We start from the raw sequence: 18,572 nt of genomic DNA, 5'->3' as shown, positions 1-18,572 counted from the left end.
CTACTGTCCTTTTTCATAATTGAATCTTGCAGGGTATTTTTTTAATAGGTAGTGTTACTATAAATATTATATGTTTAAGCAGGCAATAAATAATTAAGTTTAAACGAATGATTTTTGATGAATAATTCAAAACTAGAATCTATTAGGGAGAATAAACTTCATTTATGGGTGATATGTAAATGAATTTTAAAGAAAGAATTAATCGTTTAATAATTATTTCATTCATAATTTATATTGCAATATTTATCATTTGCCTGTTAATTATCCATATATTGCAATACAAATAAATATTTAGATTTTTTTCCATTTTTTATAATGTTTGTTTTTACGTGTATATGCCTAGAATTTGATAGTTTATATTTAGAATATAACACTAGGTTGGTTACGTTTTCATATTTTTCTATAATCATTTTCCCAACCTTGATTTCGTTTATCGTCTCTGAAATTTGTTTAAGGATATTATTTAATTCAGATTTATCAATTCTTTCAATTCTTTGGGATATATTTTCAACAAATAATGCTGGGATTAAATACATAATACTAAGTTTCATTGCAATATTAATATGGTATGTGATGGGATTATCTAAAAGAAAGATAATAAATAGATTGAGCTACTTTAATCTTAGGATTTAGAATTCTTACTTCAACTGTGGATGTTAACACATACAGGAGACCATGCTATCCTACCAGTCCATGAGTGCATTAAATTTCCACCATAGACTCGGTTTGGAGTGAATGTTTTCATGGAAATATTCAAAACATGTTAACGGAGAGAAAATGTCAAAATCCTTAAATAACTTTATCACAATCCGTGATTTGCTTAATGATTATGAGGCAGAAACTTTCAGGTTCTTTGTTTTGTCAACCCACTACAGAAGTCCGATTGACTTTTCTAAAGATTCACTTCACCAGTCCGCTAAAAGTTTAGACAGAATCAGAAAGTACTATGAACTTTTAGATGTTGAAGTTACAGAAGAATTTGAATCTGACTATGAAGTGTTGGATAAATGGAAGAAGGAATTCTTTGACAGTATGGATGATGACTTCAACACTCCAAAGGCTATTGCAGCTATTTTTGGATTAATTAATGATTCCAAAAATGAATTGGATAATTTAAGTGCTGAAGATAAGATAGCTATTAAGGCATTCCTTGATGATGCTTCCCATATATTCGGCGTTAGCTTTGAAGTTGAAGAGGTCAATGCAGGTTCTGATGATTTACTCAATTTGATTTCTGAAGTAAGATCTGAACTTAGAGCTAACAAACAGTATGATTTGTCAGATAAGATTCGAGATAACCTACAAGCTTTAGGTTATGAGATAAACGATTAGGAGATCTTTTCTCCTCTTTTTTTTTAATTTTTTTCAATGAGGAATAATAATCTTTATATACTATGATAACATATGTTATAATTGTATAACGTAAGTTATAATCTATTTTTTACACAATATTTAGGCATACCAAAACCTTTATATATTAATAATAACTATTGTTATATAGTAAATATAACACGTGATATATTTTACTAAAATTCAATTATAAAGGTGATATTTAATGACAAATAAAAATTATGGATTAGCAACATTAGGTGTACGAGCAGGACAAACTCCCGACCCCGCGACAGGGGCACAAGCGGTTCCTATTTATCAAACTACTTCATATGTATTTAAAGACTCTGACGAGGCTGCAAGAAGATTCGCCCTTCAAGAATTTGGACAAATTTACTCCAGATTAACTAACCCTACCAGTGATGTATTTGAAGCAAGGATTGCTGCTATCGAAGGCGGTAACTCCGGTATTTCAACATCAAGTGGTCTTGCAGCAATTTCATATGCAATCTTGAATGTAACCGAACCTGGAGACAACATCGTTTCAGCAGACAACCTTTACGGTGGAACTTACCAATTATTCAATTACACTTTTAAAGATCTGGCTCGTGAAGTCAAGTTCGTTGACTCTCAGGACTTGGAAGCTTTTGAAAATGCTATTGACGAAAAGACCAAGGCAATCTATGTGGAGTCCATCGGAAACCCTAAACTTGACGTGCCTGACTTTGAAGCATTGGCGGAAATAGCACACTCCCATGACATTCCATTGATTGTGGACAACACTGTGGGTGTAGGATTGGTAAGGCCATTGGAACATGGCGCTGATGTAATTGCGGCATCCGCAACAAAATATGTCGGTGGTCACGGTACTGCAGTCGGAGGATACATTGTCGATTCAGGTAAATTCAACTGGGGAAACGGCAAGTTTGCAAACTTCACCAAACCTGATCCAAGTTACCATGGTATAGTATTCTGGGATTCATTCGGTGATGTTCCTGAACTTGGAAATCTTGCATTTACCGTAAGAATAAGGGCAAGACTTTTAAGGGACCTTGGAGCAACATTGGCTCCTGTGCACAGTTTCCTTTTCTTGCAAGGACTTGAAAGCTTGGATGTTCGTGTAAAAAGACACTCCGAAAACGCTTTGAAAGTAGCCAAATTTTTGGAATCACATCCTAAAGTAAAATGGGTAAACTATCCTGGATTGGAGTCACACCCGACTTACGAAATCAATAAAAAATACCTCAAGGACAACTTTGCAGGCATTTTAGGATTTGGTGTAGAAGGCGGAGAGGAAGCCGGAAGAAAAGTAATCGAAAAATTGGAATTGTTCTCAATTCTTGCAAATATCGGTGATGCAAAAAGCCTCGCAATCCACCCGGCAAGCACAACCCACCAACAGTTGACTCCGGAAGAGCAGGAAGCTACCGGTGTAACACCTGACTTCATCAGGCTTTCTATTGGTCTTGAGGATGTTAATGATTTAATTGATGATTTAAGTCAAGCTTTAGACAGTATCTGAGTAAAGTAACCCTTTACTCACTAAAATTATTTTGTATAATAAATTAAAAGACAATTGGGGGATAAAGAATGTATTTAGATAACTCAGCAACAACACAAGTTAGCGAGGAAGTTTTTGAAGAGATGAAACCATATTTCACAGAAGTGTTTGGAAATCCATCCACTCTTTATAAATTTGGTCGCGAATCAAAAAATGCATTAAATCAGGCTCGTCAAAGAGTAGCTGATGCAATTAATGCAAAGCCTGAAGAAATTATTTTTACAGGCGGGGGATCAGAATCTGATAATCTTGCCATTAAAGGAATTGCCTTTAAATTCCTTAATCAAGGAAAACATATAATCACAACAGAATTCGAGCACCCCGCCGTAAATGAAACTTTAAAGTTTTTGGAATCATTGGACTTTAAGGTTACCTATTTGCCAGTTTATGAAAACGGTATTATCAAGGTTGAAGATTTAATAGAAGCAATTACTCCCGACACAATTTTGATTACTATAATGCACGGTAATAACGAAATTGGCACTATTCAGCCGATTGAGGAAATTGGTAAAATCGCACGTGAAAAAGGCATTAAATTCCACACTGATGCCGTTCAGACTTTCGGTAAAATCCCTGTTGATGTTGAAAAGTTGAATGTGGACATGCTTTCTTTATCATCCCATAAAATTAATGGTCCTAAAGGTGTTGGAGCATTATACATTAAAAAAGGAACCCGCCTTGTTCCGCTTATACATGGTGGAGGTCAGGAAAGAGGCATCAGGGCAGGTACTGAAAACGTTGCAGGAATTGTCGGATTTGGAAAAGCATGCGAATTGGCTTACAGTCAACTTGATGAGCATTATGAAAAATTATCATCAATAAGGGATGAGCTAATTGAAAAGGTATTGAATACCATTCCGGCAGCTTATGTAAATGGTGATATGGAGCAGAGACTTCCAAATCTCGTTAACTTTAGATTCAAGGCAATTGAAGGTGAATCATTGATTCTTTTACTTGATGCTAAAGGTTATCAGGCTTCAACCGGTTCAGCATGTTCATCCAATAAGCTGGAAGCGTCTCCGGTTCTAACAGCATTAGGCCTTGACCCTGTTGATGTGCATGGTTCCTTAAGAATTTCACTTGCTCCGGAAAGTGATAAATTTGATGTTGATGAATTTGTAGAAACTCTTTCAAATGCAGTTTCAAGATTAAGAGAAATGTCTCCTCTTTGGAATCAAGAACTTGATTATGAAGGAGTAATGTGTAATAAGCATGGTGATGATTGTAGGATGTGTTAATTATGGATTATTCAGAAAAGGTAATGGATCATTTTGCAAACCCAAGAAACTGTAGAATGATGGAAGATGCAAACGGTGTCGGAACAGTCGGAAACCCGACTTGCGGTGATTTGATGACAATCTACATAAAAGTTGAGGATGACGTAATTCAGGACATCTCATTTCAGACATTCGGATGTGGGGCAGCTATTGCAACAAGCAGTATGATTACTGAAATTGCAGTAGGCAAAACATTGGAGGAAGCTTTACAAATTTCCAGAAATGATGTTGCAGAAGAATTGGATGGTCTTCCACCAATTAAAATGCACTGTTCAAATCTTGCAGCCGACGGGCTTCAAGCTGCCATTGAAAATTATTATGAAACAAATCAATAGTAATAAATACTTTGAAGGTTAATATATTTATTACCTAAAAAAGGAGATGTATTTTTATGGCAAAAATATTAAAATGCGACGATTGCGCAAGTGTTATTCAAGTGTTGGCTGATGGAGATGAAAAAGTATGCTCCGACCACATGTTTGAATTCCCACAACAAACTGAAGGTGAAAAATCACCTAAACACAAACCTGTAGTTGAAATCGATGGTGACAAAGTAACCGTAAAAGTCGGTGAAGCAGCACACCCAATGGATGATGACCACTACATCCAATTTGTTATTGTTGAAGCTGGAAATGAACAATACGCTAAATGTTTCAAACCAGGTGATGTTGCAGAAGCAACTTTCACTGTAAACGCAGCTGATGATGTAAAAGCATTAGCATTCTGTAACTTACATGGCCTTTGGTCCAGCGAATAAGTTTAAAAGTAATTTTTAAACTTCTTTTTTTTATTTATTTTTTTGTTCATGAAAAATTTTAATAACATCTTTTTACACAAATATTATCGTGTCTAGCTATAGCAAATTAATAATTTTTATAATTGTTCTGATTTTTATTTCAGCAGCTATTGTACTGATTGATAGCTCTGTAGATAGTATGAACAAAACCATGCCGGAAATCAGTGATTTGATTGTCAGTGGTGACAAGGATTATAATGATGCCGTTGATCTTGTAAATGAAAGGAAATTCAATGAGGCAATGGCCAAAGCAAATTCGGCAGGGGATAGTTTCAATAATAGTTTGAATAAATTGAGGGATATTAAAGGCAATTATTCATCGGATATAAATGATGTTCAAACTAAGTATATTGATACTGTAATTAATGAATTGCATCTCAAACTTAGAGCTGTTGATAAGTTAAAAGAAGCAATTGAATGTTTTAAAGTTAATTCAAATTCAACAGGAACATCTTATGCTGGTGAAGCTAATGAACTGATTTATGAGGCCCTTCAGTATCAAAATCAAAGAGATTCTATAGTTAATGATAATCCGAAATTATTCAAGCAAGATTCATTCATATAAACAAGAGGTTTTAAATTTGAAGACTAAATGTCCAAAATGTAATGGTATTGGTTCAGTAGTTGTGGACTATAAGGAATGCGACGCCTGTGGAGGAACAGGCTTTGAAGAGGATGCATTTGATATCAGTAATCATTTTAAAGGTGTTAACAGCAATGCAAGAGCAAAATTTGATTTGGGTGGAGAAGAGGATATTCCATGCGAAGTATGTAACGGTAAGGGGCAGGTGGAAGTTTTTGAAGAATGCCCTCATTGCCATGGAACAGGTCAAATCAATGTATGCAGAGATTGCGGAAAATTAATTGACGAAAAATTAGATGTTTGTGAAGATTGTGAAGAAAAGAGAAAGGTTGAGAAAATGAAATATGATGAATTTGAAGCTCGCCAAAAATCTGCAAGAGATGTTTATGTTTTAGATTCCTTATGTCAGATGAAGGACATGGATAAAAACAAGTTATATAAAGGTAAAATTACAAGAATTGAAAGATATGGTGCTTTTGTTTCTCTAAACAATAATGTTTGGGGATTGATGAGGGGTGACATGTCAGAATATCATGTCGGTGAAGAGGTAATAGTATTCATCACATCAATCAAATCCAGAGAAGGCAAAATTGATTTCGCCCCAGCTTATGTTGAATCATATAACCTTAAAAGATTAACCAAATCACTTCCAAGAACTTTAATCGATCAGCTTGAGAAAAACAAGGGAAAGATTGTCAGAATCGATGGTGAAGTCCAGCAGATTCAACAGACTTCAGGACCTACAATATTCATAATCAGCGATGAGACAGGAACTACTGAAATTGCCGCATTTGATAAGGCAGGTGAGAGGTCCTATCCTGAAATTGAACTTGGCGATGCAGTCCAGGTTTTAGGTGAAGTGAACGAACATGGTGGAAAAACACAGATTGAGTCATCATCAATGATGAAACTTGGTGAAGAAAATACTCGCAAGCTACATAAATTGATAGATGATGCATTAAACAAAAAGGCTGAACCTCAACATGTCGATTTCTTGGTCAAAAGTGATGTTTTAAATAGGCTTAAACCTAAGATGAGGGAAGCCGCCAAAAAGATAAGAAGGGCAATCCTTGACGGCAGGACAATTTTAATCAGACATCACAATGATGCGGATGGAATCTGTTCGGGAGTTGCAATGGAAAAGGCTATTATTCCATTGATAGAAAAGGTTAACCCAAGCAATGACGCTCAATATTATTATTTTAAAAGGTCTCCAAGTAAAGCTCCATTTTATGAGCTTGAAGATGTAGTTAAGGATTTATCCTTTGCTCTTGAAGACCAGGAAAGGCACGGTCAAAAGCTGCCCCTTATTGTTCTTTTGGACAACGGATCAACCGAAGAGGACATTGTTGCCCTGATGCAGGCCAAGATTTATGACATTGAAGTCGTTGTGATTGACCATCACTACCCTGGTGAATTGATTACCAAGGACGAAAGGGATGGCGAAATATATGGCGCAACAGTCGCAGTTGATGAATACGTGGATACTCATGTAAATCCTTATCTGGTAGGTGGAGATTCACAATTGACCGCTGGAGCTTTGGCCAGTGAAGTTGCACATCTCATAAATCCGAACATTAAGGAATTGATTATGCATTTGCCGGCAGTTGCAGCATTAGGTGACCGCGCCGAATGCGGTGAAGTTTACCAGTACCTTGAATTGGCATCTGAAAAAGGATTTGCAAAAGAGCATTTGGCAAAAATAGCTGAATGCGTTGATTTTGAAGCATACTTTTTAAGATTTATGAACGGAAGAGGAATAATGGACACCATCCTTGCTGTAGATAACTTGGACAAGCATGAAAAAATGATAGATGCATTATATAAGGAATATCAAAAAAGAGTGGATACACAGCTCAAGGCAGCTCTTCCAAACATCAAAAAGACCCAACTGAGCAACGGTATCTATTTCAATCTAATTGATGTTGAAAAATACGCACATAAATTCACATTCCCAGCACCGGGCAAAACTTGCGGATTTGTTCATGATAGGATAATTAAGGAGTTGGGGGAAGAAAAGCCTATTGTAACATTAGGTCATGGTCCTGATTTCGGTGTATTTAGAGCAACTGATGCGGTAAATGAGCAGTACGGATTTAATGTTAATGATATTGTGGCCATAATCTCTCAAAAAGTTCCTCAGGCAGGTGTTGACGGTGGAGGCCATGAATGCGCAGGTTCCATTAAATATATTGAGGGATTGGGCAGTGAAGTATTATATAAAGTTGTTGAAGAGATACAATCATTGTCTAAAGAGTTTTAAGAGATATGCTTTCTGAGAATTATTGCAGGAAATGTGGTCATAGAATACTTCCGAATGAGCCTTACTGTGGCAATTGCGGATGCAAAACAGGATATGTTTCAAATGATGATGTTCATATTTTCACATTTCCAATACACAATATAGGATTTTTTAATTTTGACATTGACTTTTCACCGTATATAGAAAGTAAAAGAAATGATTTCAAATATGAAATCTGCTCCTGCGGATATTTGAATGATGCAAATAATGAATATTGTTATATGTGCGGTGCTAAACGAACTGAAAGCAAATTGGCCCGTATTTTGAAAAATAAATCCAAACCAGTATTTTCAATGGACAATGTATTATGCGAATGCGGCGCAGTTAATTCTAGAGAAAATGCATTTTGTGAAATGTGCGGCAAGCAACTCCATGAAGAGGTGCAGAATACAAATGATAATTACAGCAATTTCAGTTTGGAATTCAAGGATCCTATTTTCTGCATATGCGGCGCTGAAAACGAAAAGCTTTCCCAATACTGTAAAAACTGTGGGCGTCCGCTGTATAACTATGGCTTTTTAAGGGAAGTATCAATATTATGCACATGCGCCACCATAAATGAAATTTCCTCCAGTTTTTGCATAGAATGTGGAGAAAGCTTAAAGAAAGAGAATTTTTTGATTGCATGCGTTTGCGGACATAAAAATCCGATTGATTCTAAATTTTGTCAGAATTGTCGAAGGCCATTGAATCCTCAAAGAGTAGTAAAATCAAGAATACTCTGTTCCTGTGGTGAAATTCTTGATTGGGATACTGATTTTTGTCACAAGTGCGGTAAAAATATCAAGAATACAATTTTGCTAAAAAATTCATTTAACAGTACTATAAAAAATATTAAAGGCATGTTCAGGTAGTGGTTTTGTTGAAATTATGCGATATCTGTGGAACTTACAATCTTAAAGAAAATAATTATTGCATTCATTGCGGAAATAGGATGATAACTGTACATTTCTGCCCGCACTGCAATGAAATCAATTCTGATTACGCTACATACTGCATAAAATGCGGGAAACAAATTAATCCCATATCCATTGATGATTTTGATGATTTATTCACAGAATACAATCAAAATCTGTTGTTAAATGCCACTATCAGCAATGAAGAGTATAATAAATTATTGCAGGAAGTGTTTTTGAGGGCAGAATATTTTGATATGCGTGGAGATACAATAAAAGATAAGATTTTAAATTTTGCAAGCATATTTACACATTGTTATCCCAAATCAAGAGGATATGAAAGGGGATTCATATTTTTGGGAAATTCCATTCATTACGATGACCGGTTGGATGATTCAGTTCAGATAGCCACAATCATTCACGAATTGGCTCATTATCTTCTGTTTAATATAATAGAATTGTGGTTATGCAAGATATTTGATGTTGAAACTTCATCCACTCTACAAAGTTTCGTATGGTACTTTTTAACATTGCCTGAATTTGAAATAATGAATGAATACTGTGCACACACTGTTGAAGGGAGATTTATTCCATATGGCTATCAGAATTACGGGTCTTTCAAAATCCTGGTTGAAAATGCCAAAATGGATGAGGAATCCATTTATACCATGAAGAAGTACGGAAACACATTTGCAAATGAGTTGGTCGTCTATTTGGAAAAGTATATTGATGAAGACCTCCGGGAGGAAATCAAAGTACAGTATAAAATAGATTTAAAAGATCCTAATTATGATTCAATATTTATAGAAACAGATGATTGTTTTCCTTTGAGTTTTAAAAATAGTACAATATTAAGGGTTTTGCAGGATGTTTTTATTGAAGCATCCAGTTTTGAAGTTCGCCAGGAATTAGAAATTATTAAAGAAGGTATAGAAATAGATTAGTTACTTTCCTTCTCCTCTTTGTCTTTAATAGTTTCTAACACATCTTTTCCTGTGTCGGTCAAACGGTAAAGCCTTCCTTTACGGGCTTCCTCGTTAATGCATTCTACAATGTCTTTGCTTTTTAGTTCACTTAGAACTTTTGAAATATGATTAGTTCTGATACCACTGTCCTTCGCAATATTAGTAGGTATTTTAACTTCATCACCAATTGATTTCAATGTTTTTTCTCGGTATTTAGAAATTTGAACATAGGATGTTAGTTTCAAAAGTTCATCGTTTTCTTTTACCATAATTAACTATTATATAATTTATACTATAAAATGTTTTATAACATCTTATTATTTAGATACACTTATTTTAGACACTTTTTTGGTTTGTATAAATTTACCAATAATTTATTATGCATGTTTACACATAATATAACATAACTATTCATTTAGGCATGAGTTTTTATGAAATGTGAAAAATGTGGTTTTGAAAATAAAGATGAGGCAAAATTTTGCACTAAATGTGGAAGTTCATTGAATGTTGTAGTTAACGACAATACATCCCAAAATTCAAATAGCATGAAATATATTATTATTGCGTTAATTATAATCATCTTGCTTTTGGTCGGAATCCTGGCTTATTCCTCACTGGCAACCAATTCTAGTGATGATAAGGTCGAACAGAAAAACGCTACCTCTGAAGTCGATTCTTCACAGGAATCCAGTGGTGAGTCATCCTCAACAAAAACTGTTTCATCCCAGTCATCCCCATCCAAGTCATGGGTAGCCATAGGCAGTTATTCAGGTTCAGGTTCTGGTTCACAGGTAATTGAAGTTCCTGCAGGTGAAATAAGAGTGGATCTTTCAGCATTTCCAATAAAGAACTATGCTACAAATCATTTGTATGTTACAGGTTCAAATGGAAAGTCCGGTGGTGTCGATTGGGGTTCATCAAGTGCTGTTGAAACAAGATCTGATTCATTCTCATACACTTCTTCGTCACCTCAAACATTTACAATTGAATATTATGAAACTGTAAGTTGGGAAGTTACTTTTTACAGATACCAATAATTTCCCATTTTTTTTTTTAAAAAATTATTAATATGTAAAATAATAAAGTATCTACTATGTTTTTTGATTTAAACATTAAAGGAAGCGGCTTGGAAAACAATATTAAAATAGCTGACGAAGCTGCTAAATATGGTTGGAGCCATATTAATTTTTCATACAATCAAAATGATTTCTCACATGCGCTTGATTTTAAAGATGAATTGGAAAACAGCCTGGAAAATGTGATTTCTTTTGATTATACATTGGAAATTGATTCAACAAACATTAATGAAATAAGAAAGGTTTCCAATAAATTCAGAAAAAAATCTTCATGCATAAGTGTTGTCGGCGGGGACTTGAAGGTTAATCGTGCGGTTTTGGAAAATATCAGAATTGATGTTTTGTCAAGGCCTTATTTGAGAAGATATGACAGTGGATTGAACCATGTTCTTGCAAAAGAGGCGTTAAAGAATAATGTTGCAATAGAATTATGCTTTAAAGACATTTTAAGAAGCTATTTGTCCCCCAGGGCAAAAGTGCTCTCTAATTTTAAGGATATCTATACATTATACAGAAAATTTGATTTTCCATTGGTTTTATCGTCAAGAGCAGAATCCGTTTTTGACATCAGGACAACCCAGGATTTCACCAGTTTTTTCAGACAGACTGGCTTGAGTGATGCTGAAATTTCAAGGTCCTTTGAAACCGCAGGAGAGATTCTGGAATTCAATGAAAACAGGCATCAGATGATATTTAAGGGAGTTCGGAGGGTTGATGATGAAGCTTAAGGTATTGCCTCCTACACTCAGGAAAAACTACAGGTATCTGACTGTTGAAATCAAAAGCGAATCAATAATCTCCAAGGATAATCTTGTTACAATCATGTGGGATGCATGCATCCGTTTCCAGGGAGAACTTAAAACCGCTGATTTTGATTTATGGGTTATGAAATTTTTTGAAATGGAAAACGAGGATGATTATTATAGTTATAAGGCAATCGTAAGATGTCAAAGAGGTTTTGTTGATGAGGTCAGGACATCATTTGCATTGTCAAACATGTATAATGGCGGCAGGATTTCCATGACCACAATCGGCCTTTCAGGTACCATCAAGGCATCAGAAAAATTCATTTAATTACTTTTTGTTATTATAAAATAGAAAACTTTATAAATAATATATTAATATAAATATCAATTGGATTTATGGAAAAAAGAATAAAAAATCATTTTAATTTCTAAGATTTAGTAATTAAAATTTAAATTTGCCTTTTCATGGAGATTTGGTTTTATTTTTTTACGCAGTCGAATTTGAAATTTATAAATTAGTTATTAAAATGTGAGGTATTATTATGCAACCTTTACAAAATGCTGGATATGATAGGGCAATTACTGTATTTAGCCCAGATGGAAGACTTTTCCAAGTAGAATATGCAAGAGAAGCTGTTAAAAGAGGAACTACATCTATTGGTGTAAAAAGTTCCGAAGGTATTGTTTTAGCTGTTGACAAAAGAACTACTTCTAGTTTAGTTGAAGCATCATCTATTGAAAAAATATTCAAGATAGATGAACATATCGGGGCCGCTACTTCAGGTCTCGTTGCTGATGCAAGAGCATTGGTAGAAAGGGCAAGAGTTGAAGCACAGATAAATAAAATAACTTATAGTGAACCAATTCGTGTTACTAGTCTATCAAAAAAACTATGTGACATGCTGCAGTTATACACTCAAAATGGTGGTGTAAGGCCGTTCGGTTCTGCATTGATTATCGGTGGAGTATACAATGGCAAATGCAAATTATTCGAAACTGACCCAAGTGGTGCATTAATTGAATACAAAGCAACTGCTATCGGTTCAGGAAGGTCTGCTGCTATGGAAATTTTTGAAGAAAACTATAAGGATGACTTGACTTTAGAAGATGCCATCGGTTTGGCTTTAACTGCCATTAATGGTGCAACAGATCATGAAACCACTTCAAAAAATGTTGAAATTGCAGTAATCAAAATTGAAGATGAAAAATATGAAAAACTCCCTCAAGATGAAGTTCAAAAATATATTGATGAAGTGCTTGTCGAAGAGGAAGAGGAAGAATCTGAAGAGGATTCTGAAGAAGAGTTTGATGAATAATTCTTCTCAAATTATTAGTTAGGGGATGTTTCAATGGTAAATGTTGATGAAGCTATCATCGCTAAATATGAATATTCTGGTGAACACTTTGAAATATTGGTTGATCCTGATTTAGCAGCTGATTATAGGAATCCTGATGGTCCAGATGTTGCCATTGAAGATCTTTTAGCTGTTGAAGAAATTTTTAAAGATTCTAAAAAAGGAGATAAGGCTTCTGATGAATCTATGAATAAAATTTTTGAAACTACTGATCCTATCGAAGTTTCTAAGATTATACTTGAAAAGGGAACTGTTCAATTAACTGCAGACCAAAAAAGAAAAATGCAGGAGGACAAACGAAAATTGGTTATTAATAAAATTGCTAAAGAAGCGATTAATCCTCAAAATGGTTTGCCTCATCCAGTTCAAAGAATTGAAAATGCATGCGATGAAGCAAAGGTTAAGTTTGACCCTTTCACATCAGTTGATCAGCAAGCACAATCCGCGTTAAAAGCCATCAAACCGTTAATTCCTATCCGGTTTGAGAAAGTTAAGATAGCTGTAAGACTCCCTGGAGCGGCTGCTGGAAGTGCTTATTCTGTTATTCATGGTTTTGGTGAAATTATAAATGAAGAATGGCAGCAAGACGGTTCCTGGATTGGTATTATAGAGATGCCTGGTGGTCTTCAAAATTCTTTCAATGCTAAAATGGCTGATATTTCAAGTGGAGAAGCGGAAACTAGGATTATTAAATAATTTAAGTTTATGGGATTATTATGATATATGTGGAAAATAAAGATTTAGTTATTCCTGGTCAGATTTTGGCTGACGATGAATACTATTCAGGAAGAGGTACCTTTAAAGAGAATGGTAAAGTATGCTCCTCTTTAATGGGACTTGTTTCTTTGAGGAATAAGAAACTTAGAGTTATTCCTCTTAAAAGCAAATACGTTCCTAAAAAAGGAGATGTTGTAATAGGTAAGATTAATGATGTCAGATTCTCAATGTGGGATGTAGACATTAATTCACCTTACTCCGGTATTTTACCTGCTTTTGAAGTGTTTGGTCGTGAGAAAAAAGAACTCAATAAAGTTTATGATATTGGGGATGTTCTATTTTTAAGAGTTGTCGATGTTGATGAAATCAAGAAGGCAAAACTCGGTTTGAAAGGAAGAGGAATGGGTAAATTCAAAGGAGGAATCATAGTAGATATCGCTCCAACCAAAGTTCCTAGATTAATCGGTAAAAAAGGTTCTATGATCAACATGATTAAAGACAAAACCAATTGTAAAATCGTTGTTGGTCAAAATGGTCTCGTATGGGTTAAAGGTGACGAGGACATGGAACAACTTACCAAGAACATAATTCATTTAATTGAAGCTGAAGCTCATACTTCTGGGTTAACTAATAAAATTAAAAACAAATTGTATTTAGCTATTGATGGTGAATTACCTCCTGAAGAAGTTAAAGAAGAGGAGGAAGAATTTGTTTTAGAAAAACCTAAACTTCAAAATTTTAAAGAAGAATTAGAAGAAGAGGAAAAGGAAGAAGAAGAGAAAAAAGAAAAGCAAGATAAACCCAATATAGCTAAAGTTATTGAAGAATTAAAAAGAAAAAATAAAACCAAAAAAGACGGTTCATTATCTTATGGTGAAAACTCAAATAATTCTTTTATATTAAATAATAAATAATTCTTCGCAGATTAAGAGGTTGATATGATGTCAGAATTTATTAGAAAGGATGGTAGGAAATTTGATGAGTTACGTCCTATTAAAATAGAAGCTGGAGTACTTGAACGTGCAGATGGTTCAGCTTACTTAGAAGTTGGTGGAAATAAAATTTTAGTTGCTGTTTATGGTCCTAGGGAATCATATATTAGAAGATTACTCGAACCTAATTCAGGTGTAATCAGATGCAGATACAATATGGCACCATTTTCAGTAGATGACAGGAAAAGGCCAGGACCTGACAGAAGGTCTTCTGAAATTTCTAAAATTACAGCTGATGCTTTAAGACCGGCTTTAATGTTGGAAAATTACCCTCGTTCAATGATTGATATTTATATAGAAGTAATAGAAGCTGAAGGTGGAACTCGTTGTGCTGGTATTACAGCAGCTTCTGTTGCACTTGTTGATGCAGGAATTCCTATGAAAGATATTGTTGTAGGATGTGCTGCAGGTAAAGTTAATGATGAAATTGTTCTTGACTTGTCAGAATATGAGGATAAGGAAGGACAAGCTGATGTTCCAATAGCTATGATGCCAAGAACCGGCGAAATTACATTATTGCAAAGTGACGGTAATTTAACCGAAGAGGAATTTGAAAAGGCAATCAATTTAGCTATGGAAGGATGTCTTAAAGTTAGTGAACTTCAAAAAGAAGCTTTAATGAAAAAGTATTCTACAGAATAGTGAGTGGATAATATGGATATAGTACCAGAAATTACAAGACAAAGTATTGTTAACCTTGTCAAAAACGATAAAAGAGAAGATGGCAGGGGTTTAACTGAGTATAGAGATGTTACCATTGAAACTAATGTTATTTCTAAAGCTGAAGGTTCTGCTCGCGTAAAACTTGGTGGAACTCAAGTTATGGTAGGTATCAAACCACAATTAGGAACTCCATTCCCAGACACTCCTGATTTAGGTGTATTAATGACCAATTGTGAAATGTTACCAATGGCTGATCCTAATTTCGAACCGGGACCACCTAGTGATGATTCCATTGAACTTGCACGTGTTGTTGACAGAGGTATTCGTGAAAGTGAATTGGTGGAATTGGATAAGTTATGTGTTGAGGAAGGAAAACACGTTTGGATGTTATTCATTGACTTGCACATTATCGACAACTGTGGAAACCTTTTCGATGCATGTGAATTAGCAGTTATGGCTGCACTCAAATCCACTAAATTGCCTGTTGCAGAAATTGTGGATGAAGAAGTAGTCATCAGTGAAGAAGAAACCTTTGATTTACCAATCAACAACGAATTGGCATTATGTACTTTCGTTAAAATTGGTGATAAAATGATTATTGACCCAACATTGGATGAAGAAAGAGTAGCTAGTGCTCGTTTGAATGTTGGTGTTACAAAAGATGGTCACATCTGCTCCATGCAAAAAGGTGGAAGAGAACCATTAACTAAAGATGAAATTCTCTACTGTGTAAATACTGCAGTAGTAAAAGTAAAAGAGTTAATTGAAAATCTTTAAATGTCCTCTGGACGATTAAGATTTTTAAATTCTTTTTTTTCTATTTTTTTATTATCAATCAAAACAAATTTTGCATCTATTTTTTCTATCAGTCCCTTGATATGCAAAACATCTTCATTGACCAACTCTTCAATAATCGGTATTATGCTCTTATTATAAATGGAATGTAGCGGTTCTGATGTTTTCAACTTGTCGTTAGGGTCATGATATGGTACAATTGCCTGGTAATCGTCGCTTAATTCTTCAAAAATTGATTTGACATATTTCTCGGAAACATAAGGGCTGTCGCATGGCAAAATCAGGGCATAGTCGCTGCTGATTTTTGAAAGACCTGTCATTATTCCGGGCATGGGACCTTTATTTTTTATATTATCTTCTAGAAATGTGATGGTGTATGTGTAATCATGAGGATTGATGAACTCGTTATATCTGTCAATCCTTTTTTGGTCATTTAAAACAATTAAAACTTCGTCAATTTGATGGTTTAAAGTAGAAAGAATGTGTTTTATCATAGGTTTATCTTGAATAATCATAGATCCTTTATCACGACCCATTCTTCTACTCTGTCCTCCACATAGAATAATGCAAGATTTAATATTTTCATCATTTTCAGCTGCACTACTCATATTAAATCTCCCAATGTCTATTTCACATATACGTCTGCATCTTCGTCAAAAGGATTTGTACGAATGATCAATGCAATCATGTACGGATAATGTTTGTCAAGGTATTTTAGATAGTATACCCATTCATAGACCAGCTTATCGTATACCCTTTGCATATCTCCATTCAAATGTCCAAAATCACTGTCATTGACTAAAGCTAAGTCTGTTCTGTGTTCTAATTCTTCATCCAAGTGGAGAATTGAATTTATCAATGCGGTAAATTCCTCTTTTTCAAGCAAATTAGGGTTGTTTATTAAATTAATAATGAATTCCCTTTTGGATACGAGCAATGACCTTAGGTTTTCCAGGAATTCCTCCCTTTGTTCCGGTGCAATGTCTGCGGTGAAATCAATGCTTGCATCTTTGAGTTCAGCCAGTTTGTTTTCGTAATCCTTTTGATTCCAGTTTTTAATTGATTTTAAATTTTCAGTGTTTGTTTTATATTTGTTCACTGCACTTAATTGGCTAATCAACTCATTGCCCACTTCTGAAAAGAATGTGCTCATAAGCATGTCCAATTTTTCAAGCATGGCTTCTTTTTCTTTTCTTTCGATAATTTCATCGAGTAAGAATGCCACTACAAGGATATCCACTGGGATAAATCCTAAATGGGTCCAGATATATGAAATGATATGCTCCGCATCACCTAATACAAGGTAATTTGACCCATAGATAATGATTATTAGAATAACCATCAGAATTGAAAATTTAATTTTCCAACGTTTGTGTTCATCCATTTTCTAATCTCCAGTTTTTTTTATCTTTTTTTAGCAGTTATTATGGCTATAGGGTTTTCACTCATCATTAGGATTCCACGGTCAAGAACACGTCCGTTAGAAACGTTAACTTCCATGAGTTTAGGATTGTATCCCAACTCCTTAAGCTTGTTTACTGCTTCTACTTTGGTGTCGACAAGTATAGCCGTAATGATTATTCTGCCTTTTGAATTTAATTTATCATGAACAATGTCTAAAATATTTTCAAGCTGTCTGCCGCTGCCCCCAACAACGGCAATGTCAATATTGTCAATATTTTTTATAGCATTTGCTCCGTCATCGTTAATCAATGTGACATTGTCTCCAAGACCAAATTTTTCAAGGTTTTTAGAAGTTATCTCAATAGCTTCAGGGTTTGTATCAATTGAAATTACTTCACGAGCCCTCTGGGAAAATTCGCAGGTTATTCCTCCGGTTCCACATCCGCAGTCAACAACTATGTCATCGGATGTAACATCGGATTTATAGAGGATTATGGCTCTTATAGCTTCTTTTGTAGGTCCTGGCACATCACAGGATTTGATAAAATCCTTATCTTCTAACATTTACTCCCACCTTTTAAATAGATTGTTTTCAATTTTCAATGAGTCCAGAATTTTGCCGACAATAAAGTTGATTTGGTCATCAACGCTGTCATGTGTTGAATAGAAACCGGGCATTGCAGGTAAAATTATAGCTCCTTCTTGTGATAATGTTAGCATGTTTTGCAGATGAACGCTCCTAAGAGGTGTTTCGCGAGGGACAATTACTGTAGGTCTCCTTTCCTTCAAACTCACATCGGCCACTCGTGTAATTGTATTTGATCCATATCCATTAGCTATTGATGACAAGGTTTTCATTGAACATGGTACAATTGCCAATGCATCTGCTTTAAATGAACCGCTGTTTATTGAAGCGGTCAGGTCATTGAATTCATAATAAGCGTCTGCCAATTGAATAACATCTTCGACTGAATAGTCTGTTTCGGATTCAATGACGATTTTTCCGGCATCGCTTATTACTAAGGAATTCTCAATTTTCAAATCTTTCAGAGCTTCAAGGAGTCTTATTCCATATATTACTCCGCTTGCTCCTGTAATTGCAACTACTATCATTT

At 34.8% G+C, this 18,572-nt stretch carries 23 protein-coding genes; 17 read left to right on the top strand and 6 right to left on the bottom strand.

Features of this window, described 5'->3' with window-relative positions; translation table 11 throughout:
* Positions 1–257: 257 nt before the first annotated feature.
* Positions 258–551 carry a hypothetical protein gene (locus E7Z77_RS01140; protein ID WP_292749264.1) on the bottom strand — a complete coding sequence of 98 codons (294 nt, stop codon included), beginning with the start codon at positions 549–551 and terminating at the stop codon, positions 258–260.
* Between the two features lie 184 nt (positions 552–735).
* Between E7Z77_RS01140 and E7Z77_RS01135 the strand changes: the two genes are divergently transcribed.
* From E7Z77_RS01135 to E7Z77_RS01095, 9 genes are all read left to right on the top strand, one after another.
* Complete coding sequence (locus E7Z77_RS01135) at positions 736–1,332, top strand: DALR domain-containing protein (protein ID WP_292749262.1); 597 nt, start codon at positions 736–738, stop codon at positions 1,330–1,332.
* Between the two features lie 223 nt (positions 1,333–1,555).
* Positions 1,556–2,851 carry an O-acetylhomoserine aminocarboxypropyltransferase/cysteine synthase family protein gene (locus E7Z77_RS01130; RefSeq protein ID WP_292749260.1) on the top strand — a complete coding sequence of 432 codons (1,296 nt, stop codon included), beginning with the start codon at positions 1,556–1,558 and terminating at the stop codon, positions 2,849–2,851.
* Between the two features lie 68 nt (positions 2,852–2,919).
* Entirely contained in the window at positions 2,920–4,128 is a 1,209-nt protein-coding gene (gene nifS, locus E7Z77_RS01125) for a cysteine desulfurase NifS (RefSeq protein ID WP_292749259.1), read from the top strand.
* Positions 4,129–4,130: 2 nt separating this feature from the next.
* Positions 4,131–4,502 carry a Fe-S cluster assembly scaffold protein NifU gene (gene nifU, locus E7Z77_RS01120; protein WP_292749257.1) on the top strand — a complete coding sequence of 124 codons (372 nt, stop codon included), beginning with the start codon at positions 4,131–4,133 and terminating at the stop codon, positions 4,500–4,502.
* Positions 4,503–4,558: 56 nt separating this feature from the next.
* On the top strand, positions 4,559–4,924 hold the full coding sequence (locus E7Z77_RS01115; RefSeq protein ID WP_292749254.1) for a desulfoferrodoxin family protein: 366 nt from the start codon (positions 4,559–4,561) through the stop codon (positions 4,922–4,924).
* Between the two features lie 88 nt (positions 4,925–5,012).
* Entirely contained in the window at positions 5,013–5,528 is a 516-nt protein-coding gene (locus E7Z77_RS01110; protein ID WP_292749252.1) for a hypothetical protein, read from the top strand.
* 16 nt (positions 5,529–5,544) lie between these two features.
* Positions 5,545–7,809 (top strand): DHH family phosphoesterase, encoded by a 2,265-nt coding sequence (locus E7Z77_RS01105; RefSeq protein ID WP_292749250.1) that lies wholly within the window; start codon positions 5,545–5,547, stop codon positions 7,807–7,809.
* A 5-nt stretch (positions 7,810–7,814) separates the two neighbouring features.
* A complete protein-coding gene (locus E7Z77_RS01100) occupies positions 7,815–8,702 on the top strand; it encodes a zinc ribbon domain-containing protein (RefSeq protein ID WP_292749248.1) in 888 nt (295 codons plus the stop codon).
* A gap of 8 nt (positions 8,703–8,710) precedes the next feature.
* A complete protein-coding gene (locus E7Z77_RS01095; RefSeq protein WP_292749246.1) occupies positions 8,711–9,688 on the top strand; it encodes a zinc ribbon domain-containing protein in 978 nt (325 codons plus the stop codon).
* Here the strand turns inward: E7Z77_RS01095 and E7Z77_RS01090 are convergent.
* Entirely contained in the window at positions 9,685–9,978 is a 294-nt protein-coding gene (locus E7Z77_RS01090; RefSeq protein ID WP_292749244.1) for a winged helix-turn-helix domain-containing protein, read from the bottom strand. The two genes, E7Z77_RS01095 and E7Z77_RS01090, sit on opposite strands and share 4 nt — an antisense overlap.
* A 162-nt stretch (positions 9,979–10,140) precedes the next feature.
* On the opposite strand from E7Z77_RS01090, the gene E7Z77_RS01085 reads away from it, so the two are divergent.
* From E7Z77_RS01085 to rrp42, 8 genes are all read left to right on the top strand, one after another.
* A complete protein-coding gene (locus E7Z77_RS01085) occupies positions 10,141–10,746 on the top strand; it encodes a zinc ribbon domain-containing protein (protein ID WP_292749242.1) in 606 nt (201 codons plus the stop codon).
* Between the two features lie 56 nt (positions 10,747–10,802).
* Complete coding sequence (rnp3, locus tag E7Z77_RS01080) at positions 10,803–11,513, top strand: ribonuclease P protein component 3 (RefSeq protein ID WP_292749240.1); 711 nt, start codon at positions 10,803–10,805, stop codon at positions 11,511–11,513.
* The gene (locus E7Z77_RS01075) at positions 11,503–11,859 is read left to right on the top strand and encodes an Rpp14/Pop5 family protein (protein ID WP_292749238.1); all 357 of its coding nucleotides are present in this window, start codon (positions 11,503–11,505) and stop codon (positions 11,857–11,859) included. The genes rnp3 and E7Z77_RS01075 overlap by 11 nt, the downstream gene beginning before the upstream one ends.
* Before the next feature lie 214 nt (positions 11,860–12,073).
* Positions 12,074–12,847, top strand: a complete 774-nt coding sequence (gene psmA, locus E7Z77_RS01070) for an archaeal proteasome endopeptidase complex subunit alpha (protein ID WP_292749237.1) — start codon at positions 12,074–12,076, stop codon at positions 12,845–12,847.
* 33 nt (positions 12,848–12,880) lie between these two features.
* Positions 12,881–13,582, top strand: coding sequence for a ribosome assembly factor SBDS (locus E7Z77_RS01065; RefSeq protein ID WP_292749235.1), 702 nt, complete (start codon positions 12,881–12,883; stop codon positions 13,580–13,582).
* A gap of 20 nt (positions 13,583–13,602) precedes the next feature.
* Positions 13,603–14,517: an exosome complex RNA-binding protein Rrp4 gene (gene rrp4, locus E7Z77_RS01060; protein WP_292749233.1), complete on the top strand. Its 915-nt coding sequence runs from the start codon at positions 13,603–13,605 to the stop codon at positions 14,515–14,517.
* A gap of 24 nt (positions 14,518–14,541) precedes the next feature.
* Positions 14,542–15,237, top strand: a complete 696-nt coding sequence (gene rrp41 / locus E7Z77_RS01055) for an exosome complex exonuclease Rrp41 (RefSeq protein WP_292749230.1) — start codon at positions 14,542–14,544, stop codon at positions 15,235–15,237.
* A 12-nt stretch (positions 15,238–15,249) separates the two neighbouring features.
* Positions 15,250–16,035 carry an exosome complex protein Rrp42 gene (gene rrp42, locus E7Z77_RS01050; RefSeq protein WP_292749228.1) on the top strand — a complete coding sequence of 262 codons (786 nt, stop codon included), beginning with the start codon at positions 15,250–15,252 and terminating at the stop codon, positions 16,033–16,035.
* Here the strand turns inward: rrp42 and E7Z77_RS01045 are convergent.
* Genes E7Z77_RS01045 through E7Z77_RS01030 form a run of 4 tightly spaced genes read right to left on the bottom strand, consistent with a single transcriptional unit; the run spans position 16,032 to position 18,570 of the window.
* Entirely contained in the window at positions 16,032–16,661 is a 630-nt protein-coding gene (locus E7Z77_RS01045) for a molybdenum cofactor guanylyltransferase (protein WP_292749226.1), read from the bottom strand. The genes rrp42 and E7Z77_RS01045 overlap by 4 nt on opposite strands.
* 17 nt (positions 16,662–16,678) lie before the next feature.
* Positions 16,679–17,437, bottom strand: coding sequence for a hypothetical protein (locus tag E7Z77_RS01040; RefSeq protein ID WP_292749224.1), 759 nt, complete (start codon positions 17,435–17,437; stop codon positions 16,679–16,681).
* 20 nt (positions 17,438–17,457) lie between these two features.
* Complete coding sequence (gene cbiT / locus E7Z77_RS01035) at positions 17,458–18,021, bottom strand: precorrin-6Y C5,15-methyltransferase (decarboxylating) subunit CbiT (RefSeq protein ID WP_292749221.1); 564 nt, start codon at positions 18,019–18,021, stop codon at positions 17,458–17,460.
* Complete coding sequence (locus E7Z77_RS01030) at positions 18,022–18,570, bottom strand: UbiX family flavin prenyltransferase (RefSeq protein ID WP_292749219.1); 549 nt, start codon at positions 18,568–18,570, stop codon at positions 18,022–18,024.
* Positions 18,571–18,572: the final 2 nt, after the last annotated feature.

Source organism: Methanobrevibacter sp. (assembly GCF_015062985.1).
Classification (GTDB): domain Archaea; phylum Methanobacteriota; class Methanobacteria; order Methanobacteriales; family Methanobacteriaceae; genus Methanocatella.
Note: the sequence above shows the minus strand (reverse complement) of the source record. Positions and strands in the feature narration are given on the sequence as shown.